Annotated in this window: 23 protein-coding genes; 10 read left to right on the top strand and 13 right to left on the bottom strand. The window is 63.9% G+C overall.

What is annotated here, in order from left to right; all coding sequences use genetic code 11:
• Positions 1-6: 6 nt before the first annotated feature.
• From AWB76_RS17030 to AWB76_RS17000, 7 genes are all read right to left on the bottom strand, one after another.
• Complete coding sequence (locus AWB76_RS17030) at positions 7-2094, bottom strand: TonB-dependent receptor family protein (RefSeq protein WP_061161337.1); 2088 nt, start codon at positions 2092-2094, stop codon at positions 7-9.
• A 168-nt stretch (positions 2095-2262) separates the two neighbouring features.
• Positions 2263-2658, bottom strand: coding sequence for a DUF2946 domain-containing protein (locus AWB76_RS17025; RefSeq protein WP_061161290.1), 396 nt, complete (start codon positions 2656-2658; stop codon positions 2263-2265).
• Between the two features lie 531 nt (positions 2659-3189).
• The gene (locus tag AWB76_RS17020) at positions 3190-3432 is read right to left on the bottom strand and encodes a DUF2795 domain-containing protein (protein ID WP_061161289.1); all 243 of its coding nucleotides are present in this window, start codon (positions 3430-3432) and stop codon (positions 3190-3192) included.
• 39 nt (positions 3433-3471) lie between these two features.
• Complete coding sequence (locus AWB76_RS17015; protein ID WP_061161288.1) at positions 3472-3738, bottom strand: hypothetical protein; 267 nt, start codon at positions 3736-3738, stop codon at positions 3472-3474.
• Positions 3739-3966: 228 nt separating this feature from the next.
• On the bottom strand, positions 3967-5703 hold the full coding sequence (locus tag AWB76_RS17010) for a ClcB-like voltage-gated chloride channel protein (RefSeq protein WP_061161287.1): 1737 nt from the start codon (positions 5701-5703) through the stop codon (positions 3967-3969).
• A gap of 175 nt (positions 5704-5878) precedes the next feature.
• Positions 5879-6682: a 2,5-didehydrogluconate reductase DkgB gene (gene dkgB, locus AWB76_RS17005; protein WP_061161286.1), complete on the bottom strand. Its 804-nt coding sequence runs from the start codon at positions 6680-6682 to the stop codon at positions 5879-5881.
• Between the two features lie 26 nt (positions 6683-6708).
• Positions 6709-7443 carry a glutathione S-transferase gene (locus AWB76_RS17000; protein ID WP_061161285.1) on the bottom strand — a complete coding sequence of 245 codons (735 nt, stop codon included), beginning with the start codon at positions 7441-7443 and terminating at the stop codon, positions 6709-6711.
• A 191-nt stretch (positions 7444-7634) separates the two neighbouring features.
• Between AWB76_RS17000 and AWB76_RS16995 the strand changes: the two genes are divergently transcribed.
• Entirely contained in the window at positions 7635-8876 is a 1242-nt protein-coding gene (locus AWB76_RS16995; RefSeq protein ID WP_061161336.1) for a cystathionine gamma-synthase family protein, read from the top strand.
• A gap of 22 nt (positions 8877-8898) precedes the next feature.
• Here AWB76_RS16995 and AWB76_RS16990 read toward each other — a convergent pair whose 3' ends face one another.
• From AWB76_RS16990 to AWB76_RS16975, 4 genes are all read right to left on the bottom strand, one after another.
• On the bottom strand, positions 8899-9837 hold the full coding sequence (locus AWB76_RS16990; RefSeq protein WP_061161284.1) for a dimethyl sulfoxide reductase anchor subunit family protein: 939 nt from the start codon (positions 9835-9837) through the stop codon (positions 8899-8901).
• 18 nt (positions 9838-9855) lie between these two features.
• On the bottom strand, positions 9856-10575 hold the full coding sequence (locus AWB76_RS16985) for a 4Fe-4S dicluster domain-containing protein (protein WP_061161283.1): 720 nt from the start codon (positions 10573-10575) through the stop codon (positions 9856-9858).
• Positions 10576-10586: 11 nt separating this feature from the next.
• Complete coding sequence (locus AWB76_RS16980) at positions 10587-13517, bottom strand: molybdopterin oxidoreductase family protein (protein WP_061161282.1); 2931 nt, start codon at positions 13515-13517, stop codon at positions 10587-10589.
• Between the two features lie 67 nt (positions 13518-13584).
• On the bottom strand, positions 13585-14655 hold the full coding sequence (locus AWB76_RS16975; protein ID WP_061161281.1) for a YeiH family protein: 1071 nt from the start codon (positions 14653-14655) through the stop codon (positions 13585-13587).
• Between the two features lie 116 nt (positions 14656-14771).
• Here AWB76_RS16975 and AWB76_RS16970 point away from each other — a divergent pair, with 116 nt between their 5' ends.
• The 8 genes from AWB76_RS16970 (at position 14772) to AWB76_RS16935 (ending at position 23047) form a co-directional block, all read left to right on the top strand.
• Positions 14772-15662 carry a LysR family transcriptional regulator gene (locus tag AWB76_RS16970; RefSeq protein ID WP_061161280.1) on the top strand — a complete coding sequence of 297 codons (891 nt, stop codon included), beginning with the start codon at positions 14772-14774 and terminating at the stop codon, positions 15660-15662.
• Positions 15663-15802: 140 nt separating this feature from the next.
• Positions 15803-16612, top strand: a complete 810-nt coding sequence (locus tag AWB76_RS16965) for a sugar phosphate isomerase/epimerase family protein (protein WP_061161335.1) — start codon at positions 15803-15805, stop codon at positions 16610-16612.
• Between the two features lie 56 nt (positions 16613-16668).
• Positions 16669-17670 carry a sugar kinase gene (locus AWB76_RS16960; RefSeq protein WP_061161334.1) on the top strand — a complete coding sequence of 334 codons (1002 nt, stop codon included), beginning with the start codon at positions 16669-16671 and terminating at the stop codon, positions 17668-17670.
• Between the two features lie 43 nt (positions 17671-17713).
• Positions 17714-18997, top strand: coding sequence for an MFS transporter (locus tag AWB76_RS16955; protein WP_061161279.1), 1284 nt, complete (start codon positions 17714-17716; stop codon positions 18995-18997).
• 688 nt (positions 18998-19685) lie between these two features.
• Complete coding sequence (locus tag AWB76_RS16950; RefSeq protein WP_061161278.1) at positions 19686-20654, top strand: 2-hydroxyacid dehydrogenase; 969 nt, start codon at positions 19686-19688, stop codon at positions 20652-20654.
• 103 nt (positions 20655-20757) lie between these two features.
• Positions 20758-21849 (top strand): LacI family DNA-binding transcriptional regulator, encoded by a 1092-nt coding sequence (locus AWB76_RS16945; protein WP_061161277.1) that lies wholly within the window; start codon positions 20758-20760, stop codon positions 21847-21849.
• Positions 21850-22641 (top strand): YhfC family intramembrane metalloprotease, encoded by a 792-nt coding sequence (locus AWB76_RS16940; RefSeq protein ID WP_061161276.1) that lies wholly within the window; start codon positions 21850-21852, stop codon positions 22639-22641.
• A gap of 40 nt (positions 22642-22681) precedes the next feature.
• Positions 22682-23047, top strand: a complete 366-nt coding sequence (locus AWB76_RS16935; protein ID WP_035507842.1) for a DUF3022 domain-containing protein — start codon at positions 22682-22684, stop codon at positions 23045-23047.
• 7 nt (positions 23048-23054) lie between these two features.
• Here AWB76_RS16935 and AWB76_RS16930 read toward each other — a convergent pair whose 3' ends face one another.
• Complete coding sequence (locus AWB76_RS16930; RefSeq protein WP_061161275.1) at positions 23055-23483, bottom strand: PGDYG domain-containing protein; 429 nt, start codon at positions 23481-23483, stop codon at positions 23055-23057.
• A 119-nt stretch (positions 23484-23602) separates the two neighbouring features.
• The gene (locus AWB76_RS16925) at positions 23603-24118 is read right to left on the bottom strand and encodes a Spy/CpxP family protein refolding chaperone (RefSeq protein ID WP_061161274.1); all 516 of its coding nucleotides are present in this window, start codon (positions 24116-24118) and stop codon (positions 23603-23605) included.
• A gap of 164 nt (positions 24119-24282) precedes the next feature.
• Between AWB76_RS16925 and AWB76_RS16920 the strand changes: the two genes are divergently transcribed.
• Positions 24283-25173: a LysR family transcriptional regulator gene (locus AWB76_RS16920; protein WP_061161273.1), complete on the top strand. Its 891-nt coding sequence runs from the start codon at positions 24283-24285 to the stop codon at positions 25171-25173.
• The last annotated feature ends 55 nt before the right edge of the window (positions 25174-25228 follow it).

Genomic DNA, 25228 nt, shown 5'->3' with positions numbered 1-25228 from the left:
GCGCGCTTAGAACGCGTAGCGCATGCCCGCGAAGATGCTGCGGCCTTCGCCCGGATAGAAGATCGCGGTCGACGCCGCCGTGCGCGCATCCGCAATCGTGCTGATGTCGCTCACATAGCGCTTGTTGGTCAGATTGCGCGCATCGAGAAAGACCGAGAGGCCGTTGCGAAAATCCATTCCCGCCTGCACGCCGAGCAGCGTATAGCCAGGCACGCGCAACGTGTTGGCGTCGTCGGCCCATGCGCCCGCCGGCACCCAGTCAACCGATGCGGACACGTGAAAGCCGTTCGGCCGCGAGTAGCCGAGCACCGCGCGCAGCACGTTCACCGGCACGCCCGCGATGCGGTTGTTGCCGTACTGCGGATCGTCCTTGAAGCGGAAGTCGCTCAGATTCCACAAGCCCGATAGCGTGATCTTGTCGCCCGCGCCGGCGTGCGTGACATCGCGCCAGACATCGACCGACACGCCCGCCTCGACGCCTTGCAGCACCGTCTTGTTCGCATTGAACGTCGATGCAGGTATGTCCGGATTCGTCGTGTACTGAAGCAACTGATCGCGCACCAGCGATCGATACGCGGTCACGTCCCAGCTCACGCGATCGCGCGTGCCGCGCGTGCCGAGTTCGAGCGTCCACGCATGCTGCGACGTGAGCGGCGTGAAGCGCGTCGTGCTCGCGAAGGTCTGCGTGAGATCGGTGAAATCGGGCACGTCCTGGCTTCGCGTGATGTCGATAAACGCCTGCATCTCGCGATTCGGCTGCCACATCAGGCCGAGCTTCGGATTCACGCCGCTGAAGGTCTCGCTCGCCGACTTGTAGTTCGGATCGGCCGCGAGCCCGCCGTGATCCACATACTTGCGCACATCGCGCAACGCCTTGAAGCCCGCCATCAGCGCGACCGTCGGCAGGAAGAACAGACGGTCTTCGACGTACGCCTCGTAGTTGTAGGCGCTTTGCGTCGAGTCGAGCGTTTGCGCGCCTTCGTTGCCCGATACGTTCACATACTGCCGCGCCTGCGTGGTGCCGCCGAAGAAACGCGCGCCCGCGATCAAGTCGTTTCGCATGCCGCTTACGTTGAACGTCGCGGTATAGCGGGGCGCGAAGCCGTAGGTCCAGCCGTCCTGATCGATGACCTGGAAGATCGGGTGATAAAGGCTCTTGTGGATCGCCCACGTAACGACGTCCAACTGGCCGACATCGAGCTTGACGGTCGTCTTGTTGGCGATGCGCTCCGTGCGCGTATCGCGCGCCTGATCGCCCGCGATCGCGCTCGCGGATGCCTTGGTCGGATTGTTGAGCGCGTCGGAGAGCGTGAGCGTGCCGGGCAGTTGCTGATCGACGACATACGCGCCGAGATAGAAGCGCGTCTCGACATCCGGCGAAAAGCGATAGCCGATATTCGCGTTGAACTGCTCGTACTGGCCGCGCTCGTGATCGCGATAGCCGTCCGCGTGATTCACCGAGAACGTGCCGATGAAATCGAGCGGGCCCATCACGCGCGAGAACTGCGCGCTGCCCCGCACCGTGCCGAAGCTGCCGCCTTCGAGCCGCAGGATGTTGGGCGCATCGGCGGTGTAGGCGGAGGGCGTCACGAAATCGATCGCGCCGCCCATCATCGACGATCCGTACGCGAGGCCGTTGCCGCCCTTGTAGACATCGACGGACTGCAGCGCGAGCGGGTCGATCTGATAGTAGTCGCCGCTGCCATCGGCGAGATTGGTCGGAATGCCGTCCTGCAAGATCTCCAGGCCGCGCGTGTGGTAGCCGCGGGCGAGCCCCGAGCCGCGAATCGACAGGCGCAACTCCTGACCGTAGCGGTTCTGCACGAACACGCCGGGCACGTTCTTGAGGACATCGCGCAGCGTGAAGGCGTAGGTGTTCTGATAGTCCGCGCTGTCGACGAAGCCGACGGAGCCGACCGTCGTGTCGAGCGTGCGCTTCTGGGTCGCGACGTCTTGCGAGGCCAGCGAATGCTGCGCCTGTCCCTGCACGATCACGGCGGGAAGCGTCGCGGGTTCGGCCTGGGCGAATGCGCGTGTCGCGAATAGCGCGGTGATGCCCGTCATGAGGGCGCTTTGTCGGGCGAGTCGCTTCATGCCGGCGTCCTCGCGTGAACGTCGTTTGGTACGGACGGCACGACGCCGCCACTTGCTGAAAGAGTGAGCATGGTTCTTCTTCGAAATCGAGATGAATGAACGCGGCGCGACGCTACGGACGAGCGACGCCGCTCGATGCCGCGAAGGCATCGATCCATAGGGACGAAATCAGATGAGAACCGGAGGCGCGCGTGATTGCGCGGTGCTGAACGGCGGAGCGGGGCGCTCGGCGGGAATCCGCGCCACGACGACGATACGTCGCGCCGGAACGTCGAGCGTCGCGGATGCGCGTGCGTTCGCGATCGCGGGCGCATGCGCGAAGAAGTGACAGTAGCCGCAGGCCTGATCGTCGAGATGCGCGAGGCCGTCGTTCGCATGATGGCCGGCGGAGCGCTCGACCGTGGACGCGTGCGCCGAGCAGAGTTCGGCGGTCAGCTCGTCGGTGAGTTGAACGGCGTGCGCGTTGGCCGCGAGCAGTTGCGAGACCACCGGCGCGAACGTGATCAGCAGCATCGCGAGCAATGCCAGCAGTGAACCCGTTCGTTGGTGGAAGCGACTGCGCATGAGGGCGAAGGTGTGCAAATTCCGAGTGCCGGGATTATGCCTCGGGCTACTTTGTATTACAAAGCAAACCGGACATAAATTCCCGGAATCAGCGGGTATGCATGTTGTCCCCACGAACTGGGGAGCACCCTGTTGAAAACGCGCCGAAAAGTCTGCTAAATGCCTGATGCCGAACGAAAAGTCATGGGCGCTTCACGTTGCATCAATGCGCATCGGGCTATGCATAACTTATCCCCAGCGCACGGGGAAAGGCCTGTGGAAAACCGCTTGGCGACTCATCCAGATTCTTGATTTCGCGACGAAATCCCCGCGCGGCGCGGATCGCGCCACTTTTTCGGCCGGGTGAGGCGCATAGACCCGATGCCCGAGTTATCCACAATTTCTGTGGATAGCGGTGTTGAAAAGCCTCGCGTATGCGAGTTAAGTCTTTGATGAAAGAGGATTTGTACGACCTGATCGAACGCGGGCGAAGCGCTGCTGCGCGCTTGTGCGCAGCGCGCTGTCGTCACGTTCCAGGGGACGTTCTGGGCTTCAGATCGAAATTCCGGGACCGCCGTTGCTGCCCGGCAGTTGCTCGACCGAATTCGCGTCCGTGTAGTCCTGCTCGGGCAGGCCATCGAACACGGTGATGACGTCGTTCGACACGCCCGCCGCGCGGGCCGCATCGACGATCGCGTCCTTGTTGGCGGGATACTTCACGAGACGTAAGACCTGGGCGATCTCGTCGTCGATCGGCTCGTCGTTCAATGCGTTTTTTGCGTGCGTGTCGGTCATTCCGAGTTCCAGAGTCGAGTCAGTGAATGAGGAGGCGCGTCACGTCTGGACCTGGATCGTCTGGCTCGCCATGCCGTGGCTCGGCGTGCGCGACTTCGGCAGCGGCACATGGCGCCAGCGCGCATGATCGAGATCCTGCGCCGAAACTTCGGGCGCGGGCGGCGCGACGGGCGCGGCGTTCACACGCAGCGCGGCGAGCGTCGCAGAAACGGCGGCGGTGGACACGTCGGTCGAACTCGTGTGCAGCGGCGCGGCGTAGCACGAGACCGAAACGAGGGCCATCGACAACAACGTTGAGGTCTTCATCGGGCAACCCCTCCTCACGTAGGCAGCAGAGAGGACCAAGCAAAGCCTATGCCGATGGCCCTTCGCACTGCCCGCCATACGCGCGGTCCCTTTAAGACCGGCGCGCATGTGCGCGACGAGTGGGCGTCGCGCGACCATACTTCGAGTGAAATGTGAAGTCCTTCCGACTCGCGCGTGAGACGCGCGCACGCATCGCTGCGCGCCGCGAAATTGCACGGCTGCGCAGTTTCAGCGCGACGTCGGGTTCAAACGGAAGTATGCGTCCAGAAGCGAGGTTTTGTACACGACGCCGAGCAGCAGCGGCTGGGTCTTTTTCTCGATCACCGGCAGCCGTTCGCCCTGGAAGGCCAGGAAATGCTGAAGCGCCTCGCCGAGCGACATGTCGGGCGTGAGCACGTCGAATTGCGGCTGAAGATAATCCGCGGCGGTCTTGGACTCGCAGGTCTTGTCGTCGAGCAGATCGGACGTGATGTTCTTCAGCGCGACGACGCCCTGAAAACGCCCGGCTTCATCGACGACATACAGATACTTCACCGGATACTCGAGGAACACGCGCGTCATGTCCTTCACGTTCGCGGACAGCGGCACGACGGTATCGGCGGGCTTGACGAGTTCGCGCATCTGCGTGGCGGCGAGACGCAGGCGCTCTTTCTCCTCGCGATTGCGGCGCAGCGTGACTTCGTACATCGACGTCTGCTCGGACGTGCGCGCGATGAAATACGCGATCACGCACGAGGCCATCAGCGGCAGCATGACCTGATAGGACAGCGTCATCTCGAAGATCATCAGGATCGCCATGAGCGGCGCGTGCGTGGCCGCGGCGAGAAACGCACCCATGCCGACCATCGCGTAGGCGAACGGCGCGGAGGTCGAGTCCGGCCAGATCGCGTGCACGCCGATGCCGTAGAGACACCCGAGCACCGCCCCGACGAAGAGCGTCGGCGTGAAGATACCGCCTACTGCGCCGGAGCCGGCGGTGGCCGCCGTCGCGATGATCTTGAAGACGAGCACGGTCAGGAGCGCGGTCCAGGTCCACGGTTCGTGCAGCAGCGAGTTCACGACTTCGTAGCCGTTGCCCCAGACCTCCGGCCACCAGATCGAAATGACGCCGACGATCAGCCCGCCCAGCGCGAGGCGCACGGGCAAGGGCAGCGGCAAGGTTGAGAAGCGCTTTTTCGATGCCGAGAGCAGCCGCAGGAAATGCGGCGCGAGCACGCCGCAGAGCAGCCCGAGCACGACGAAGAGCAGCACTTCGATGCCCGTGACGGTCGGGAACACCGGCATCTCGTACGGCGGCTTGTAGCCGGCGAACTCGCGCATCGTGATGTTGGCGACGACCGACGAAACGACGATCGGCCCGAAGCTTTCCATGGCCATCGAGCCGAGCACGAGTTCGGTGACGAAGAACGCGCCGGCGATAGGCGCGTTGTACGCCGACGTGATACCGGCCGCCGCGCCGCACGCGACGAGCAGACGCAGGCGCGGCGGATCGAAGTGCACCCAGCGGCCGATGAGCGACGACACGAGCGCAGCGAGTTGCACCATCGAGCCTTCGCGGCCGATGGAGCCGCCGCTCGAAATGGTGATGAGCGACGACAGGCTGCGCCATACGCTTTGCCAGACGGGCACGACGCCATCGCCGATGGTCACGGCTTCCATGTAGTCCGTGCTCGAATTCTTGCTGGCGCGCTTGCGGGCGATCAGCAGACAGCCGCCCGCGATGAGCCCGCCCACCGCCGGCAGCAACACGCGCACCGGCCAGGGCAAATCGCGCGCGAGCGCAACGAGACCTTCCGAGTGGTTGCCCAGCAGATGCTGGAGTAACTGAATGCCTTCGCGAAAGACGGAGGTGGCGAAAGCGCCGGCCACGCCGACGACGACCGCCCAGACGAGCATCGTATGCGAGTCCGACAGACGGAAGAGCCGTTGGGCGCGCGTGCGCAGCTTCAGCAGGAATGAGAGCACTTTTGCGAAATCGTGGAAAGCTTAGAAGCAAATGGAATAAGGGACTCGCAAGGATAGCATTGCAGCGCGGCTCTGCGGACGTCGAAACGCACTCGAACGCGGCTGGAAAATCCAAAAAAAAGCCCGGCTCAGGCGTGGCCGGGCTGCGTGGGAAGCGCCGCGCGTCAAAGCGTTGTCACCACTTCGGCGCGAACGACGGATTCGCGTTGCGCTTGCCTTCGTCGAGCGCGTCGATCTTCGCGATGTCGTCGGCGTCGAGCTTGAGTTTCTGCGCGTCCCAGTTGGCCTTCTGATGCTCCGGATTCGTCGATGCCGACAGCACCACGATATCGCGCGACAAGAGCCACGCAAACGTCACCTGCGCGGGCGAAGCGTTGTGTCTCGCGGCGATCGCCTTGATCGTCGGGTCGTTATGCGCGCGGCCTTCGCCGAGCGGCATGTACGCGGTCACCTTGACGCCGAGTTGCTGCGTCGCCTCGACGAGCTTGCGGTTCGCGAGAAACGGGCTCACTTCGATCTGGTTCGTCACGATCTGCTCGCCGCCCGGCGCTTTCAGCGCTTCCTCGAGCAGCGGCGCCGTGAAATTCGACACGCCGACATGGCGGATCAGCCCGAGCTTCTGCGCTTCCTGCATCGCCGCGAGCGTTTCGGCGATCGGCACCGCGCCTTTGGGCGACGGCCAGTGCACGAGCGCGAGATCGATCGTGCCGATATCGAGCTTCGTGTGACTGTCTTTCAGGCTCGCGATGAGCGCGTCGCGCGAGAGCCGCTCCCACCAGACTTTCGTCGTCACCCAGATGTCGTCGCGCGGCACGCCCGATTCGCGCACGCCCTGACCGACGGCCGCCTCGTTGTTGTAGAACTGCGCCGTGTCGATATGACGATAGCCGATCTGCAATGCGCTTTTCACGGCGTTCGTGGTCTTTGCGGCATCGACGCGAAAGGTGCCCAGACCGAATGAAGGAATCGTTTCTACCATGCTGGCTCCTGGTTGGCGTTGAGGTGTCAAGCGTCCTGATCGAGTTCGGGATAGTGTCTGAAGATGCCCGACTCGTTGAACGGAATGCGCCGTTCCGAATCGACATAAGCGGCGATGTTCGGCCGTTGCAGCACCGCGTCGTGAATCGCCGCGACGCGCGGATACTGCGTGCCGAACTTTTTCATCGCGCGCGGGAAGGCGTAATGCAGGCCATCGACGATCTGGAAGATGGACAGATCGACGTAAGTGGTCGTGTCGCCGACCATCTGCGTGTCGCCGTGCGGATTCTGCTTCAGAACGCGCTCGAAGTAGTTCATGAATTTCGGCACGCGCTTGTCCAGAAAGCTCTGCGAGCGGATTTTCGCCGCGTCCTTCTGGTCTTCGTAGTAGAGATCGGTCGCGAGCGGATGATGCGTGTCGTGCACTTCGGTGACGAAATCGGCGATCGTCAGTTGCAGGCCGTGCGCGACGTAGCGCAGACCTTCGTCCTTCGGCGCGAGTTTCAGCTTCGGCCCGAGATACAGAAGAATGTTGGCGACGTGCGGCACGATCAGCTCGCCATCCTTCAGAAACGGCGGCGCGAAGGGAATCTGCGGCTCCGTCTTGCTGTTCAGGACTTTCATCATCGCGTCCATGCCGTGGCCGCTTTTCTTCGTTTCGCGCGCGACGTCGATATATTCCGCGCCGGCATCTTCCAGCGCGAGCCGGACGAATTCGCCGCGCCCTTGCAATCCGTCCCAGTAGTGGAGTTCGTAAGCCATGAGAAAGGGGCTCCTCGTCGGGGCATGCCGCGTGTGCGGCGACAGTTGAGTGTGCGCGTTTTCAGCGTGCGATGAAACGCGCGGACGAAGAAGCGAGCGAGCAACACGCGTTCCCGTTTCGCGCCGATGCCATGAATCGCCGCGAATCGTGCAAAATCGATGTTTTGCGTTTTCGACGTAGCGGAGAAGGGATGGACAAGCAAGGCTTCACCACAGGCATCGTTCACGGCGACAGAACCGTGGGCGTCGAGCATGGCGGCGTGCGTCAGGCGATCCACACATCGGTCCAGTACGGATTCGAGCGCGTGGAAGATCTGATCGGCGTCTTCCAGGGCACGAAGAAGGGCGGCTTCAACTACGCGCGCCAGGGCACGCCGACCACGGCCGCGCTCGAGCGCAAGATCACGAGCCTCGAAGACGGCATCGGATCGATCTGTTTCAGCACCGGCATGGCCGGCATCACGGCCATTTTCCTCACCTTGCTGCGCGCGGGCGATCACATCGTGTCGAGCCGCTATGTGTTCGGCAACACGAATAGCCTGTTCGGCACGCTGCGCACGCTCGGCATCGAAGTAACGATGGTCGATGGCACGTCCGCCGCGAATGTCGCCGACGCCATCCAGCCGAATACGCGCATGGTGTTCGTCGAGACCATCGCGAATCCGGGCACGCAGATTCCCGATCTCAAGGGCATCGGCGAGCTGTGCCGCGAGCGTGGGCTTGCGTATGTCGTCGACAACACGATCACGTCGCCGGCACTGTTCCGGCCGAAGGCGGTCGGCGCGAGTCTCGTCGTCAATTCGTTGACGAAGACGATCGCGGGTCATGGCGCGGCGCTCGGCGGCGCGGTGACGGACACGGGGCTCTTCGACTGGAGCGCGTATCCGAACATCGCGGACGAATATCGCAAGTCCGCGTCGAAGGAACAGGGGCTTCTGCAAATCCGCAAGAAAGGGCTGCGCGACATGGGCGCGTCGCTGTCGTCGGAGCAGGCGCATTCCATCGCGATGGGCGCGGAAACGCTCGCGCTGCGCGTCGCCAAATGCAGCGAGAACGCGCTCGCGCTCGCGCAGTTTCTGGAGCAGCACGAGGCCATCGGGCGCGTGTTCTATCCGGGGCTGAAGAGTCATCCGCAATACGAGACCGCGCAGGCGCTGTTCAAGGGCGCGTCGTGGCTGCTGTCGTTCGAGTTGCGCAATGCGGATCGCATGATCGACGTCGTCAACGCGCTGAAATTGCCGGTCAAGGCGACCGGCCTCGGCGACACGCGCACGCTGATCATTCCGGTCGCGCCGACGATCTTCTTCGAAGCCGGCCCCGACGTGCGCAAGTCGATGGGCATTTCGGACGGCATGCTGCGGCTTTCAGCGGGCATCGAGGATATCGACGATCTCATCGCCGATTTCGAGCAGGCGCTGAAACTCGCGGCATGACCGAAGCGCGTGCCTCGTCGCGTTACGAGGCGCGCGCGTAGTAAATGTTCTGCGGATGCCGTGCTTCGGCGAAGAAGAACCATCGCTCGGCAACGAGCCCGAGATACTGCGTGACGCACGCGAGGCAGAACAGCGCGACCGACTGCGCTCCGATGCCGAGCACCATCAGCACGAACGGCACGGCGAACGCGCCGACGAGAAACGTCCACTTGATGCGCGCGATCGCTTCGGCCGATCGTCCGTGAAAGAACTCGCGCAGATTGAACGCGCCCGCTGTGAAGCCGCGCGACTTCTGCACGACGTTCGGCCCCTTGATGCCCGTCGCGCTCTGCACGGTCGATTTCGGCCGCAGCTTCGCATTGCGCTGCAACGCAGCGACGCGCGTCGCGCAACCCGCGAGCGTCAGCGTGCAGGCGCAAGCGGCGAGACCCGCCGCGAGCGATGGCGCGAGCCACGCGGCGCACGCCGTCGCGAGCGTGAACCCCGACGCGCAGCCGAGCAGCACGAAGTTGACCATCGTGAGCGGCGTCGCCCATTCCTGCAGGAAGCGCAGGCACGCGTAGATCATCGCGGTGCAGACGAAGAGCGCCGCGGATGCGATCACGCCGATCAAACCGATGGCAAGCGACCACGGCGTGCCGATCCAGTGCGCGACGCCATACACCGCAGCGCATCCGAGAAACGCAGGCAGGCACAGACATTCGCGCGAGAGCCACGACGTGCGCCACATCGCGATGGCACGCCACGCGCGCTCGGGATGCCCGAGATGAAAGAACGATGCGATCAGCCCGAGCCCGCCCAGCACGACCGACAACGCCGCGCCGACGATGAAGAACATCTGCGCGGGCGCGCCAATCAGACCGAGCTTCGCGCACACTTCGACGCCGACGAGCGCGATCAGCAAGCCTTGCGCGGCGCCGCTCAATGTCGTGAGGAACACGACGGAAAACGCGGGTTTCATGTTCGATCTCCGATGAGGTCAGACGCGCACGGCCATCGACGCGAGATTGAGGTCGCCGTGTGCGTCGAGCGCATCGGCGTCTTTTGACTGACAGCCGCACGAGCCGCCGCTGCCGCATGAATTCACAGGACGACGCGGCAAATAATGATTCGCGGGCTTCGTGTCCCATTCGGGCATCAGCTGATAGCCGCCGCGCTCCTCGATCGCCTTCGACACGACCGACTCGGGATCGTGGATATCGCCGAAAAGCCGCGCCGATGTCGGACACGCGAGCACGCACGCCGGCTTGCGATCGCGCTCGGGCAGCGCCTCGTTGTAGATGCGGTCGGCACACAGCGTGCACTTGGTCATCTCCTTGCGCTCTTCGTCGAGTTCGCGCGCGCCGTACGGACACGCCCACGCGCAGTACTTGCAGCCGATGCACTTGTCGAAGTCCACGAGCACGAGTCCGTCTTCCTTGCGCTTGTAGCTCGCGCCGGTCGGACAGACGGGCACGCACGGCGGGTCTTCGCAGTGCAGACACGACTTCGGAAAGTGGATCGTATCGGCGAGCGGAAATTCGCCCGCTTCATACGTTTGCACGCGGTTGAAGAAGGTGCCGGACGGATCGGCGTCGTAGGGTCGCTGATCCGCGAGACTGCCTGCTTCGCCGGACGTGTTCCACTCCTTGCAACTCGTGACGCAGGCGTGGCATCCGACGCAGACGTTCAGATCGATGACGAGGGCCATTTGAGTCATGCTGGTCTCCTTCAGTTTTTTGCGTCGCGCTTGATGACGTTGCGCAGACGCGCGGCGAACTCGCCGCGTCCGGCGAAGTAGGTTTGCACGACGCGTTGTATCGATCCCGTCATGCCGGGCGATGGCTGCATCGGCGCGAATTGCGGCAGCGTGTGGTCGGCGTCGCTTTCAGCGGGATAGACGCGCACGCGCACGTCGTACCACGCGGCTTGTCCGGTGATCGGATCGGAGTTCGAGACGCGCATGCCTTCGCGCGCGGACGCCGGAAGCTCGTCGGTGATGAGGTGATTGAGCAGGAAGCCGCGCTGCGATTCGTTCGCGTCGGGACCGAGGCTCCACGCGCCCGACGCCTTGCCGATCGCGTTCCACGTCCACACCGTGCCCGGCTCGACCGCTTCGCTATAGCGCGCCATGCAGCGCACCTTGCCCCATTGCGATTCGACGTAGATCCAGCCGCCATCCTCGATGCCGTTCGCCTTCGCCATGCGCGGATTCATGTAAAGCATGTTTTCGCCGTGAATCTGCCGCAGCCACGCATTCTGCGAGTCCCACGAGTGATACATCGCCATCGGGCGCTGCGTAACGGCTGCGAGCGGATATTGCGTGAGATTCGTCGTATCGAGTTCGAGCGGCGCATACCAGAATGGCAGCGGATCGAAATACTGCTCGATACGCGCACGCAGATGGTCCGGCGGCTGCCGGCCTTTCGTGCGTCCCTGCGCGGCGAGGCGGAACTTCTGCATCACATCGGAATAGAGCTGAATCAGGATCGGCTCGTTGAACTTGCGAAAGCCCTTGTCGACCGCGAACTGGAGATACGGACCGTTCTGGCCGCGCATGTATTGCAGTTCTTCGGGCAGCGTGTAGTGATAGACGCAATCGTGCTTTGCGTACTCTTCCCATTGGTTCGGATTCGGTTCGCCGACGAGCGCATCCTTGCCGTCCTTGCCGCGCCAGCCGATCAGAAAGCCGACGCCCGATCCCGGCGCGGTCTGATGATTGACGATGAAGTCCGGATAATCGCGATACTTGCGCGTGCCTTCGGGCGTCGTGAACGCGGGCAGCTTGAGGCGGCTGCCGAGTTCGACGAGCACTTCCTGAAACGGCCGGCATTCGCCCGTGCGCGGCACGACCGGCACGCGCACCGAATCGACGGGACCGTCGAACTCGGAGATCGGGCGATCGAGCATGGACATCGCGTCGTGGCGTTCGAGATACGTCGTGTCGGGCAGGATGAGATCGGCGAACGCGGTCATCTCCGACTGAAACGCGTCGCACACGACGATGAACGGAATCTTGTACTCGCCGCTTTCGTGCTTGTCGGCGAGCATCTTGCGCACTTCCATCGTGTTCATCGACGAATTCCACGCCATGTTGGCCATGAAGATCATCAACGTGTCGATGGTGTACGGATCGCCGCGCCACGCGTTCGTGATGACGCTGTGCATCACGCCGTGCACCGCGAGCGGATACTCCCACGAGAACGCCTTGTCGATGCGTACGGGCGTGCCGTCGTCGTGGATGAAGAGATCGCTGGGCGCAGCGGGCCAGCCGAGCGGACCGTTCGCGAGCGGCGTGTTTGGTTTCACCTGATCGGGATGATTCGGCGGTTTCGCCGACGGCGGTACCGCGCGCGGGAACGGCGACTTGTGACGGAAGCCGCCCGGACGGTCGATCGTGCCGAGCAGCGACATCAGCACGGCGAGCGCGCGGATCGACTGGAAGCCGTTCGAGTGGGCGGCGAGACCGCGCATCGCGTGAAAGGCGATCGGGTTGCCGGTCACCGTGTCGTGCTTCTTGCCCCAGCAATCGGTCCATTGAATCGGCAGCGTGATCTTGTGATCGCGGCTCGCCTGGATCATTTCGGCGGCGAGGCGCTTGATCGTCGCGGCGGGAATGCCGGTGATGTCGGCGGCCCATTCCGGCGTGCACGATGCGACTTGCTCGCGCAGCAACGCGAAGGACGGCGCGACGGGCGTGCCGTCGTCGAGCGTATAGCGGCCATCGAGCGCGGGCTCGGCGTCGTCGGCATGATGCGCGACCGCGCGATTGCTCTTCGTATCCCACCACAGATGATTCTGCGGAAAGAGCGGGTTCGACTCGGGCGCGCTTTCGTCTTTCACGAAAAGGCCGAAGGTGTCGCTCGCTTCGTTCATGTCGAGCAGTTCGGCCGCGTTCGTGTAGCGCGTGACGAACTCGTGATCGTAGGCGTCGGCGGCGATCAGCTCGTGGATCAGCGCCATGAAGAGCGCGCCGTCGGTGCCGGGGCGAATCGGCACCCATTCATCGGCGATGGCCGCGTAGCCCGTGCGGATCGGATTGATCGCGATGAAGCGCCCGCCCGCGCGCTTGAATTTCGATAACGCGATCTTGAGCGGATTCGAGTGATGATCCTCCGCCGTGCCGATCATGAAGAAGAGCTTCGCGCGGTCCAGATCCGGGCCGCCGAATTCCCAGAACGAGCCGCCCATCGTATAGATCATGCCCGCGGCCATGTTCGCCGAGCAAAAGCCGCCGTGCGCCGCATAGTTAGGCGTACCAAAGTTCTTCGCGAAGAGGCCCGTCAGCGCCTGCATCTGGTCGCGGCCCGTGAAGAGCGCGAACTTTTTCGGATCGGTGGCGCGAAGGTGGGCGAGGCGCTTTTCGAGCGTATCGAGCGCGACCTCCCATGAGACCGGCTCGAACTGCGCTTCGCCGCGCAGCGCGCCGGGTTTTCGCATCAGCGGCTGCGTGAGGCGTGCGGGCGAATACTGCTTCATGATGCCCGACGCGCCTTTCGCGCAGATCACGCCTTGATTGAGCGGATGGTTCGGATTGCCGTCGATGTATCTGACTTCGCCGTCGCGCAGATGTACGCGGATGCCGCAGCGGCACGCGCACATGTAGCACGTCGTGGTCTTGACATCGAGCTTCTCGTTCTGGGTACGAGCGCCGTGTTCCATGAGTGCTCCTTCAAAAAGCGATGTCGCGCGAGGGGGTTCTCGCGCGACGGGTACTTCAGTGCCTCGGTCACCCGAAGAGACGCTCGACGCCGAGCGTGATCAGCAGGCCGCCGCCGACGAGCCACACATACAGGATCGCGCCGGTGGCCAGAGCACGCGGGCCGGCCTGACGAATCTGCGCGATGCGCGTTTCCATGCCGAGCGCGGTCATGGCCATCGTGAGCGCGAAGGTGTCGAGCGTGTTGATCGTGCTCGTGGCGACATCGGGCAAAACATGCAGCGAGTTCACGATGACGAGCGCGAGAAAGCCGAGTGCGAACCAGGGCACCGCGATCTTGCCTTTGCCCTGCGCCGCGCCGTCCGCCGCATTGCGCGAGCGGCTGATCCAGAAACCGATCACGAGCAGCACCGGAACCAGCAGCATCACGCGCGTCATCTTGACGATGGTCGCGATATGCGTCGCTTCCGGGCTCACGTTGCTCGCCGCGCCCACGACCTGCGCCACTTCGTGGATCGTGCCGCCGAAGAACAGGCCTGCGCCGAGCGTATCGAGATGCAACCAGCCGGCGTTGAGCGCGAGCGGGTAGAGGAACATCGAGAGCGTGCCGAACAGCACGACGCTGCCGACGGCCATCGCGCTCTTGTGCGGCTTCGATTGCAGCGTCGATTCGAACGCGAGCACCGCGGCCGCGCCGCAAATCGCGCTGCCGGCTGCCGTGAGGAGGGCGGTATCGCGATCGAGCTTCATCAGCTTCATGCCGGCCCACGTGCCGATCACGAGCGTGCTCACGACGACCAGCACCGACACCGTGAATCCGGACACGCCGACTTGCGCGATTTCCTGAAGGCTCACGCGCAGCCCGAAGAACGCGACCGCGATGCGCAGCAGCTTGCGCGCGGAGAAGTTGACGCCGGCGGCCCAGCTGTCGGGCATGCCGTGACGCAATGCGTTGCCGTAGATCGCGCCCGCCACGATGCCGACGATCAGCGGACTGATGCCAAGCCCGGCGATGGCGGGCACCGAGGCGAGGCGCGTGACGGCGGCGGCGAACAATGCGACGAAGAGAATGCCGTTGAGCTGCCCGCGCGTGGAGGGCGCGGCGGGCGCCAGGGCTTGGGCGGACTGGACCGTTGACATGGAAGAACCCGTTGGAATGTTGGATGACTCGATGGGCTAATCCTATTCTCGATATATCAATATGAAAAATCGTGATTTAGAATGTGAAGTATCGGACGCGCTGATATTTACGATAAATGACCCCGGAACAACTGATAACTTTCGCGACAGTGGCGGAGCACGGCAATATCAGCCGCGCGGCGGTGGCGCTGCATCTGTCGCAGCCCGCGGTGTCGGGGCAATTGCGCTTGCTGCAGGATGAATTCGGCGAGCCGCTCTATCAGCGCGACGGGCGCGGCGTGCGCCTGACCGCCGCCGGCGAGCAGTTGCTCGGCCACGCGGAGCGGCTGCGCGAGACTTTCCGCGCGGCGCACGCGCTGCGCGACGCGTTGCGCGGGCTGGAGCGCGGCACGCTGCGCATCGGCGCGAGCACGACGCCCGCGAGTTATTTGCTGCCGTATCTGATCGCGGCGTTTCACAAGCGGTATCCGGATGTGCTCGTGACGACCATCGACGGCAATACGGCCGATATCGTCGCCGCGCTCGGCTCGCTCGATATCGCGCTGGTCGAAGGCTCGCCCGGCCACGATCTGCCGCTCGGCACGACCGTCACGTCGTGGCGCGAGGACGAGATCGTCGCGATTCTGCCGAACGGCCATCCACTCGCCGACGGACGCGATGCCGCCACGCTGGACGCGTTGAGCGAGCACCCGCTCGTGCTGCGCGAGCCCGGCTCGGGCGTGCGGCAGATCATCGAGCGCGCGTTCGCCGATTGCGATGCGCCGATGCGCGTCGCGCTCGAAATCGCGGGCGTGGAGGGCGTGAAGGAGGCGGTGCGCGCGGGCATGGGCATCGGCTTCGTGTCGGCGATGTCGATTCGTCACGAGGACAGCGCGTTGCGGCGCGTGCGCATCGCGCCGCAACCGCTCACGCGTCGTTTCTCGATCCTTCTGCCGCACGCGGCCACGCCGTCGCGTGTCGCAGCCCGTTTTCTGGAACTGTGCGAAGAGCCCGGTTTGCTCGGCTAGGGAATTCCACTATGGCGCGCTGGCGGCGGTCTGACGCACCATTCGTTCTCACACGGGCGCTGCGGCGTCTTTTTTGAAAAACGTTTATGGAACCGGTTCCAATGAGGATTTTCGGGGCCAAAACCGAGAGTGAGACGCAAGTGAATCAAAAATCCCGCATCGATGGCCAGCGTACCGAAGTCGTGATCGTCGCGAGCGCGTTCGGCGCGGATGCGATCCGTCGCGACGGCCACTCGGTCTGGGCTGCCGCTGCGGCGCGTGCGGGCGCTGGCGGCTTCGAAGTGCGCCGCGAACTATTCGCGAGCGAAACCGATGCGCAAGTGGGAGCGCTCGCGCAACTGGGCGAACGGATTCGCGGGCAGGGTTTGTGGGCCGTCCATTCGACGCCCGCAACGCTGTTTCGCGACGACGGTTCGCTCGATCTCGACACACTCAAACTTGCCATCGATGAGGCTGCTGCGCTCGGCGCGCGCATCGTCAAGCTGCAACTGGGCGGCACGGAAACCAGCGTAGCGACCGATGCGGCGACGCTCGACCGTTTAATGTCGGCAATCGCCGAATCGAAGGCGCGCGTCGTCGTGGAGAACGGGCAACTGAAGGCGGGCGGCACGATCGGCGCGTTCGACGCGCTTTTCACGGCGCTGCCGGCCCGAAGCGGCCTCGCGATGACCTTCGACACCGGCAACTGGCACTGGGCAGAGCAAGACCCGCTCGACGCCGTGAAGCGTCTCGCGCCCTACGTCGGCTATGTGCACTGCAAGGCGGTGATGGGCGAGGGCGCGCGCCGTTTCGCCGCCGCGCCCGCAAACGGCGACGCGCGTTTCGCGACGCTGCTCGCGCATTTGCCCGGCGATGTGCCGCGCGGCATCGAATATCCGTTCATTCCCGGCGCGGACGCCTCGCTCGACGCGGACGCGGCTCGCCAGGTCGAACGCATTTCGGCATTTTGAGCGGCATTTTGAATTACGCATTTTGCATTCAGCATTCATCTGCAAAGGACACCGACATGCAAGCCAAGCCTGAAGCCCTCGACGTCGTCACCTACGGCGAAGCGATGACGATGTTCGTCGCGGCCGTCACTGGCGATCTCGCGAAGGCCGGTCAATTCACGAAGCGTGTCGCGGGCGCGGACCTGAACGTGGCGATCGGTTTGTCGCGTTTAGGCTTCAAGGTGGGCTGGATGAGCCGCGTCGGCAACGATTCGTTCGGCCGTTATGTGCTCGACGTGCTGGCATCCGAAGGCATCGACGCGCGCCGCGTGACGATCGACGAGCGTTATCCGACCGGTTTCCAGCTCAAGGGCAAATGCGACGACGGCAGCGATCCGGCCGTCGAATATTTCCGCAAGGGCTCGGCGGCGAGCCATCTGTCGCTCGACGATTACTGCGCCGACTACGTGCTCGGCGCGCGTCATTTGCATCTGACGGGCGTCGCGCCGGCGATTTCGGCGACTTCGCGCGAACTCGCGTTCCACATGGCCCGCGAAATGCGTGCAGCAGGCAAGACGATTTCGTTCGATCCGAACCTGCGCCCGACGCTGTGGCCGTCGCGCGAGGCGATGGCCGAATCGCTCAACGCGCTCGCCGCGCTGGCGGACTGGGTGCTGCCGGGCGTGTCGGAGGGATTGACGCTGACGGGCTATGCGAAGCCGGAGGACATCGCCGCGTTCTACCTCGAACGGGGCGCGAAGGGCGTCGTCGTGAAGCTGGGCGCGCACGGCGCGTACTTTCGCACGGCGGACGGCGAGCAGGGCATCGTGCCGGGCGTGCCGGTCGACAATGTCGTCGATACGGTCGGCGCGGGCGATGGCTTCGCGGTCGGCGTCGTGAGCGCGCTGCTCGAAGGGCGCGACGTGCGTCATGCGATCGCGCGCGGCAACCGCATCGGCGCGCTGGCGATTCAGGTGATCGGCGATAGCGAGGGCCTGCCGGCGCGCGCCGCGCTCGATCGGCTGGAAGCGCAGGATTCCAACGACAAGACGGCCAAAGCCGCGTTCGATCTGGCCTGAGAGCCATCCACGAGACTCAACCGAAGTGCGTTCGGAGACAACCATGCAAAGTTCTTCCACTCCCACGCTGGCCGTGCGCCGCTGGTGGGCGATCATGCCGATCGTTTTCATCACGTACAGCCTCGCGTATCTCGACCGAGCCAACTACGGCTTCGCGTCGGCTGCGGGCATCAATCAGGATCTCGGCATCAGCAAGGGTTTGTCGTCGCTGATCGGCGCGCTGTTTTTTCTCGGCTACTTTTTCTTCCAGATTCCGGGCGCGATTTACGCCGAGCGCCGCAGCGTGAAGAAGCTCGTGTTCTGGAGCCTCGTCCTGTGGGGCGGCTGCGCGACGCTCACGGGCATGGTGAGCAATATTCCGTCGCTGATGGCGATCCGCTTCGTGCTGGGCGTCGTCGAGGCGGCGGTGATGCCGGCGATGCTCGTGTTCATCGCGAACTGGTTCACGAAATCGGAACGCTCGCGCGCGAATACGTTTCTGATTCTCGGCAATCCGGTGACGGTGCTGTGGATGTCGGTCGTGTCAGGTTATCTCGTGAACTCGTTCGGCTGGCGGCATATGTTTATCGCGGAAGGGCTGCCTGCCGTGGTGTGGGCGGTGATCTGGTGGTTCATCGTGAAGGACAAGCCCGCGCAGGTGAGCTGGCTCACGGACCAGGAGAAGAACGATCTCGATGCGACGCTGCGCGCGGAACAGGCTGCGATCAAGCCGGTGAAGAATTATCGCGAGGCGTTCAAGTCGCCGGCGGTGATCAAGCTGTGCGCGCAGTATTTCTGCTGGAGCATCGGCGTGTATGGGTTTGTGCTGTGGCTGCCTTCGATTCTGAAGAGCGGGTCGACGCTCGGCATGGTCGAGACGGGGTGGCTTTCGGCAGTGCCCTATCTTGCTGCGACGATCGCGATGCTGCTGGCTTCGTGGGCCTCGGACAAGCTTCAGACGCGCAAGGCGTTTGTGTGGCCGTTTCTGCTGATCGGCGCGGTGGCGTTTGCGGGATCGTATCTGCTTGGGTCGACGAACTTCTGGGCTTCGTATGCGTTGCTCGTGATCGCGGGCGCGGCGATGTATGCGCCGTATGGGCCGTTCTTTGCGATCGTGCCGGAGTTGCTGCCGAAGAATGTCGCCGGCGGGGCGATGGCGCTTATCAATAGCATGGGGGCGCTTGGGTCGTTCGTTGGGTCCTATTTCGTGGGGTATTTGAATGGGGCTACTGGGTCGCCGGCCGCCTCTTACGTGTTCATGAGCGCTGCTCTGCTGCTTGCTGTTTGGCTTACGTTAGCCGTTAAACCTCAAGCTGCCGTTCGTGGTGGGGTTGTTGTGCGGTCTTGATTTTTTTGTCGCCGGATCCCGGTTTGTTTTTGGTCTATTAGCACTGCCCCTGTGCGGGGCGGCAGTCACTTTCTTTGCTGCTGCAAAGAAAGTAACCAAAGAAAGCAGCTTCTCAGGCCCGCGGTCACACGCACGTTGGGTAGTCCTCTCGTCCCCGGCGGCACTCGCCTAAAGAGTGCCCTCGAAGGCCCGATCGGGCTTGGATCGCGCACGGTCTGACAAGCTAGTACCTCTGAGAATACTGGTTCAGCACGAAAGAGTTCCGGCACAGCGCTCCGCGCTGCCGTGGGGTCTGCAAGGGAAACCAACCTGACGCGTGTGCGGTGAGATGGAAGCGTTAGCGAAGAGGCACGCGCAGACCCGATTGGCCCCTCGGCCGCGAAGCGGGCCGGAGCTATTTGGTGCTGAGCCAGCGAGTAGAGCGGAGCGATGTGACAGACCGTGCGCGATCCAAGCCCGGTGATTGTGATGAGGGCACTCTTTAGGCGAGTGCCGCCTGGGACGAGAGAACTACCTAAACTACGTGTGACCGCGGGCCTAAACGAGCTGCTTTCTTTGGTTACTTTCTTTGCAGCAGCAAAGAAAGTGACTGCCGCCCCGCACAGGGGCAGTGCTAATAGACCAACATGAAAACGGGATCCGGCGACAATCCCCAAACCACGACGACCAGCGAGCAAAGAACCACACCATGAAGCCAAAAATCGTAGCCTACAAACCCCTGCCCGACGACGTAGAAACCTATCTCCGCAAACACGCGGAAGTGCTGAACGTCGACCCGAAAGACGAAGCTGCGTTCGTCGCAGCGCTAAAAGACGCTGACGGTGCCATCGGCGCGAGCATAAAAATCTCCCCCGACATGATCGAAGGCGCAACACGCCTGAAAGCACTGTCGACGATCTCCGTAGGCTTCGACCAATTCAACGTGGAAGACCTCACGCGCCGCGGCATCGTGCTGACGCACACCCCCGATGTGCTCACCGAATCCACCGCCGATACGGTCTTCGCGCTGATCCTCGCCAGCGCGCGCCGCGTCGTCGAACTGGCCGAATGGGTAAAGGAAGGCAACTGGACAGCCAGCATCGGCGAGGCATGCTTCGGCGTCGATGTGCAGGGCAAGACACTCGGCATTGTCGGCCTGGGACGCATCGGCGGGGCGGTCGCACGGCGCGCATCGCTCGGCTTTCGCATGAACGTGCTCTACACGAACCGCAGCCCGAACGAGCAGGCGGAAAAGGACTACGGCGCAAAGCGCGTCGAGCTCGATGAGCTCCTCGCACATTCCGATTTCGTCTGCCTGCAAGTGCCGCTCACGCCCGAAACGCGCGGGCTCATCGGCGTGAAGGAGCTGAAGAAAATGAAGCCGGACGCGATCCTGATCAACGCTTCGCGCGGGCCGACCGTCGACGAAGCCGCGCTCATCGAAGCGCTGCAGAACGGCACGATCCGCGGCGCCGGTCTCGACGTGTTCGAACACGAACCGCTGCCCGCCGATTCGCCGCTGCTCGCGATGAAAAATGTCGTGGCGCTGCCGCACATCGGCTCGGCCACGCTCGAAACGCGTCACGCGATGGCGCGCAACGCCGCGGAAAATCTCATCGGCGCACTGGACGGCACGCTCACGCAGAACATCGTGAATCGCGACGTCCTCGCGCGCTGAAAAACGGGGTCGCGCGGGCATGCGCTAACATGCGCGATGCGAGGAGAACGATAATGACCGCATCGCGCCACGTTTCACGGCGAAGCGCGTGCCCACGACCACTATGTCCGACGATCCCACACTGACGAACCGCCCGAGCGCGTTCGGCGCGCGCCGCGCGACCATCACCGATGTCGCCCGCGAAGCCGGTACTGGCAAGACCAGCATTTCGCGCTATCTGAACGGCGAGATCGGCGTGCTGTCGCCCGATCTGCGCGAGCGCATCGAGGCGGCCATCGCCAAGCTCGACTATCGGCCGAACCAGATGGCGCGCGGCCTGAAACGCGGCCGCAATCGTCTGATCGGCATGCTGCTCGCCGACCTCACCAATCCCTATTCCGTCGAAGTGCTGCAAGGCGTCGAGGCCGCGTGCCACGCGCTCGGCTACATGCCGCTCATCTGTCACGCAGCCAACGAAATCGACATGGAGCGGCGCTATCTGCAATTGCTGACGACGTATCGCGTCGAAGGCGTCATCGTCAATGCGCTCGGTGTGAAGGAAGAACTGCTGCAAGGCTTCGCGCGCGGCGGCATTCCGGTCGTGCTCGTCGATCGCTCCGTCGAAGGTTTCATCACCGACATGGTCGGGCTCGACAATCCCGCCGCCGTGCAGATCGCGACGCGTCATCTCGTCGACGAAGGTTTCGACGAACTGCTGTTCATCGTGCAGCCCGTCACGCACGTGAGCTCGCGGCGCCTGCGCGAGGCCGCGTTTCGCGAGACCGTCGCGGCGCTCGATGCGAGCGGCTCGACGCTCGTAATCGATCTCGCCGATGCATCGCCCGCGCTCGCCGAACTCGACACACGCGTCGCGGCGGCGAAAGCGGCGGGCAAGCGCGTCGCATTGTTCGCGGCGAACGGGCCGGTCGCGCTGCGCGTCGCGGTGCATCTGAAGGAGCGTCACGGCGCGGACTGGCAGGCGAGCGTCGCGCTGATGTCGATCGACGATTCCGAATGGGCGCAGCTCGCCGGCATGACGACCGTCCGCCAGCCGACGTACGATATTGGCCGGCGCGCGGTCGAATTTCTTCACGAGCGTCTCGGCGGCGCCGCGATGCCCGCGCGCGAATGCCTGCTGCCGGGCGAGCTCGTCGTGCGCGCATCGACGGCACGCGCGAATCACGACGACGCGCAACAAGCATCACAAGGAATCTGAATGGTCAGTGTGACGACCTTGCTGAGCCTCGCGCTCGCGACGCTCATCATCGCCGCGATGCCCATCGTGCTTTACAGGAAGCTGCAGCCGCGCTTCGCGATCGTGCCGCGCGAGGCGATTCTCGGCATCGCCACATTCGCGCTCTTCGCGATGGTCATCGAACGTGCGCTGCATGGCTTCATGTTGAGCAATCCGGTCACCTCGGCGTGGCTCGCGAATCCCGCGGTGTTCGTCATCTATGGCGCGATCGCGGCGGGCCTGTGCGAGGAAGTCGGACGTTTTCTGGCGATGAAATGGCTCATCTCGCGCGAGCCGGGCGCGCTCGACCGGCACGGGCCGGCGCTCGGTTACGGCATCGGGCACGGCGGGGCGGAAGCGTGGATCGTCGGCGTGCTCGTGCAGACGCAATGGATCGTCTATGCGGTGCTCGCGAATCGCGGCACGCTCGATGCGCATTTCGCCAACGCGCCGCTCGAAGCCATCGCGCGCATTCATCTCGTGCTGATGAGCTTGTCGCCGGTTTCGGCGGGCATTTTTTTGGTCGAGCGTGCGGGTGCGTTCGTGCTGCAACTCGGCTTTTCCGCGCTGATGTGGCAAATGCTGCGCGAACGCTCGCGGCACGCGCTCGCGTTTCTCATCGCGGCGCATGCGCTCGTCGGCTTGCCTGCGGCGCTCTTTCAGGCGCGGCTCGTGCCGCTCATCGCCGCCGACGCCGTGTATCTCGTGCTCGGCGTGATCGTCGCGGCCGCGCTCGTGCGCTACTATCGGCGTGCCGCGGCGCAGGGCAGATAAGCCGATTGCGCTCTCGGCTTCAATCGAATATCGACATCGAATGGACGACTATCAATACGACTGCCCGAGCGCGGACATCGACATGCTCGCGCACGTGATCTGCGATCTCTTTCCCGAGCAGACGCAATTCGCCGAACGCAAGGACGATGAAGGCCGGACTTCGCTCGTGATTCACTACGTGGCGATGCGCTTCGGTTCGAGCGCGCGGCGCATCACGATCGACGTGCGCTTCGATCCGGCCGCGCTCGCGCGTTATCGTGCGATGCCGCCGCGCATGCACGCGCGCAGCTATGCGGTGTTGCGCGCCTATGTGGAAGCGACGCTCGGATCGCTCGAAGAGATGTACGCGGACGGCCAGACCGTGCCGCGTGAAGTGGACATCGAAATGGGCGAGGACTTCGCCTGAGCGCGGCTCAAGCGTCGCGATAGACCTTGGCGAAGCGCGCCGCTTTCACGACGCCGTAATCGCCCGGCGCGTATTGCATGACCCAGTCGCCGGCGTCGCCGGTCAGGATGTCGCCGGCTGCGGAGCGCGCGATGGAGAAGGGCTTGCGCATCTCCTTCGCGAGCACCACGCTCGGACGGTTGCGATACGTGCCCGCCTCGCCGTGCGCGATGCCGCCTTCGGGCACGTACTTCGCATCGAAGCGCTCGCGCGACACGACCCAGCGTTCGCCGCCGGCGCCGCTGACGATCGCATCGCCGCTCGCATAGCGATTCGGTCCTTCGAGGCTCATGAGTTCACCGGCTGCGGCCGCGAATTCGACGGCGACGGCTTCGTCCTTCACGACGCGGCGCGCGGCGGGATCGGTGGCGAGATCGAGTTGCGAAAGATGGAGCATGGCGGGATTGGGAATGACGTGGGCGGAGCGGGATCGTAACGGCATTCGCGCCATTTTGCACCCGGCGAACGAAAAAGAGCCCGCATCGCGCGATGCGGGCTCTTTTGTGCCGTCCTGCTTCAGGGTTTCGTTGCCGATGCCGCATCCGCGCCCGCCGCATGCGGATGACGATGCGCGCTGTGACGCGGCTTGCCGTGCTCCGAGCGGAAGCTCGTATCGGCCAGCTTCTTCTGCTCGGGCGAAAGGCTCGCGTAAAGCGGCTCGAAAGCTTCGACGAGGCGCTTCGTGCCATCGGCGTTGGCCTGGGTGATCTGCTCGTATTGCTTCATGTCATCGAGCGCGGACATCGTGTCGCGCTGCGCGATGCGCTGCCGGTACAGATCGGCCATCGTGCGGCCGTTGTCGCGCATGACATCGGCGAACTTCGACCACTGATCTTCCTGCTGCGGCGTGATCTTGAGGCTCGAATGCAGTTCCTTGATACGCTCCTCGACGCGTGCCTCGCGCTTGCTGCCGGCCGGTGCCGATGCCGCGGTCTGAGCGGCGGGCGACGATGCCGCAGCGGGCGCCGACGGCTGTGCGAAAACCGGGCTCAATGCGCAAAATGCGGCCAATGCAACGAGTGTTCTTTTCATTCGGGTTACCTTCGATCGATATGGAAAGCGGCGTGCTTCGTAAGCCGCGCCGAAAGGAAGCGCGACGATCACGCCATCGGCGGATATTAGTATCACGAGTGCATGCGGATTCGCCCGTATTGCCACAACTGCTTACATTCGAAACGACTCTGGAAATAAACGCAGTGGATACCTTGTTGAGCATGCGGGTCTTCGTCGCCATCGTCGAGGCGGGCAGCCTGAGCGCCGCCGCCGGACGCTTTTCGATATCCGCGCCGATGGCCGGCAAGCATCTGCAGGCGCTGGAAGCGCGGCTCGATGCACGGCTCATCGTGCGCACGACGCGTCGCCAGAGTCTGACCGAGATCGGCCGCGAATATTACGAACGCTGCCGGCGCATTCTCGCGGAAGTCGATTCCGCCGATTCCCTCGCCGAATCCATGAGCGCGACGCCGCGCGGCGTACTGCGCGTCACCGCGCCGCTGACATACGGCGTGCAGTTCGTCACGCCGGCCGTGACCGAATTTCTCGCGGCGTTCGCGCAAATCAGCGTCGAGCTCGATCTGACCAACCGCATGGTCGATATCGTGGAAGAGGGGTTCGACGCTGCCGTGCGCATCGGCACGCTCGCCGATTCGAGCTTCGTCGCGCGCCCGCTCGAACCGTACGCGATGACGGTATGCGCGGCGCCTTCCTATCTCGCGCGCACAGGCACGCCCACGACGCCCGCCGATCTCGCGAGCCACGAGTGCCTGGGCTTCGTGCATCTGGGCCGCGAGGCGGGCTGGCGGCTCGAAGGCGAGGACGACACGATGCACGCGCGCCGCACCCAGTCCGCGCGCTTTCGCACGAACAACGGGCAGGCGCTCAAGAAGGCGGCGCTCGCGGGCTTCGGTCTCGTGCTTCAGCCGCACGCACTCGTCGACGACGAGCTGAAAAGCGGCGCGCTCGTCGCCGTGCTGCAGGACTTCCTGCCGAAGCCATCGCCTGTGCATTTGGTCTATCCACGCGATACGCGCGCGACGCCCAAGCTCGCGAGTTTTGTCGATTTCATGGTGACGAAGCTCGGCGTCTGACCGGCGTTGTTTGCATAGCGTCTCGGCGATAATGCTAAACACAAAATGCCAGATG

The sequence above is a fragment of the Caballeronia temeraria genome, from assembly GCF_001544795.2.
Lineage (GTDB): Bacteria > Pseudomonadota > Gammaproteobacteria > Burkholderiales > Burkholderiaceae > Caballeronia > Caballeronia temeraria.
The sequence above is the reverse complement of the archived record's forward strand: the minus strand, read 5'-3'. Positions and strand labels throughout refer to the sequence as shown.

Excerpts from the sequence above, each read along its gene's own strand:
- AWB76_RS17030 (WP_061161337.1), bottom strand. The coding sequence starts at position 2,094 with ATGAAGCGACTCGCCCGACAAAGCGCCCTCATGACGGGCATCACCGCG.
- AWB76_RS17025 (WP_061161290.1), bottom strand. The coding sequence starts at position 2,658 with ATGCGCAGTCGCTTCCACCAACGAACGGGTTCACTGCTGGCATTGCTC.
- AWB76_RS17020 (WP_061161289.1), bottom strand. The coding sequence starts at position 3,432 with ATGACCGACACGCACGCAAAAAACGCATTGAACGACGAGCCGATCGAC.
- AWB76_RS17015 (WP_061161288.1), bottom strand. The coding sequence starts at position 3,738 with ATGAAGACCTCAACGTTGTTGTCGATGGCCCTCGTTTCGGTCTCGTGC.
- dkgB (WP_061161286.1), bottom strand. The coding sequence starts at position 6,682 with ATGGTAGAAACGATTCCTTCATTCGGTCTGGGCACCTTTCGCGTCGAT.
- AWB76_RS17000 (WP_061161285.1), bottom strand. The coding sequence starts at position 7,443 with ATGGCTTACGAACTCCACTACTGGGACGGATTGCAAGGGCGCGGCGAA.
- AWB76_RS16995 (WP_061161336.1), top strand. The coding sequence starts at position 7,635 with ATGGACAAGCAAGGCTTCACCACAGGCATCGTTCACGGCGACAGAACC.
- AWB76_RS16990 (WP_061161284.1), bottom strand. The coding sequence starts at position 9,837 with ATGAAACCCGCGTTTTCCGTCGTGTTCCTCACGACATTGAGCGGCGCC.
- AWB76_RS16985 (WP_061161283.1), bottom strand. The coding sequence starts at position 10,575 with ATGACTCAAATGGCCCTCGTCATCGATCTGAACGTCTGCGTCGGATGC.
- AWB76_RS16980 (WP_061161282.1), bottom strand. The coding sequence starts at position 13,517 with ATGGAACACGGCGCTCGTACCCAGAACGAGAAGCTCGATGTCAAGACC.
- AWB76_RS16975 (WP_061161281.1), bottom strand. The coding sequence starts at position 14,655 with ATGTCAACGGTCCAGTCCGCCCAAGCCCTGGCGCCCGCCGCGCCCTCC.
- AWB76_RS16970 (WP_061161280.1), top strand. The coding sequence starts at position 14,772 with ATGACCCCGGAACAACTGATAACTTTCGCGACAGTGGCGGAGCACGGC.
- AWB76_RS16960 (WP_061161334.1), top strand. The coding sequence starts at position 16,669 with ATGCAAGCCAAGCCTGAAGCCCTCGACGTCGTCACCTACGGCGAAGCG.
- AWB76_RS16955 (WP_061161279.1), top strand. The coding sequence starts at position 17,714 with ATGCAAAGTTCTTCCACTCCCACGCTGGCCGTGCGCCGCTGGTGGGCG.
- AWB76_RS16950 (WP_061161278.1), top strand. The coding sequence starts at position 19,686 with ATGAAGCCAAAAATCGTAGCCTACAAACCCCTGCCCGACGACGTAGAA.
- AWB76_RS16945 (WP_061161277.1), top strand. The coding sequence starts at position 20,758 with ATGTCCGACGATCCCACACTGACGAACCGCCCGAGCGCGTTCGGCGCG.
- AWB76_RS16940 (WP_061161276.1), top strand. The coding sequence starts at position 21,850 with ATGGTCAGTGTGACGACCTTGCTGAGCCTCGCGCTCGCGACGCTCATC.
- AWB76_RS16935 (WP_035507842.1), top strand. The coding sequence starts at position 22,682 with ATGGACGACTATCAATACGACTGCCCGAGCGCGGACATCGACATGCTC.
- AWB76_RS16930 (WP_061161275.1), bottom strand. The coding sequence starts at position 23,483 with ATGCTCCATCTTTCGCAACTCGATCTCGCCACCGATCCCGCCGCGCGC.
- AWB76_RS16925 (WP_061161274.1), bottom strand. The coding sequence starts at position 24,118 with ATGAAAAGAACACTCGTTGCATTGGCCGCATTTTGCGCATTGAGCCCG.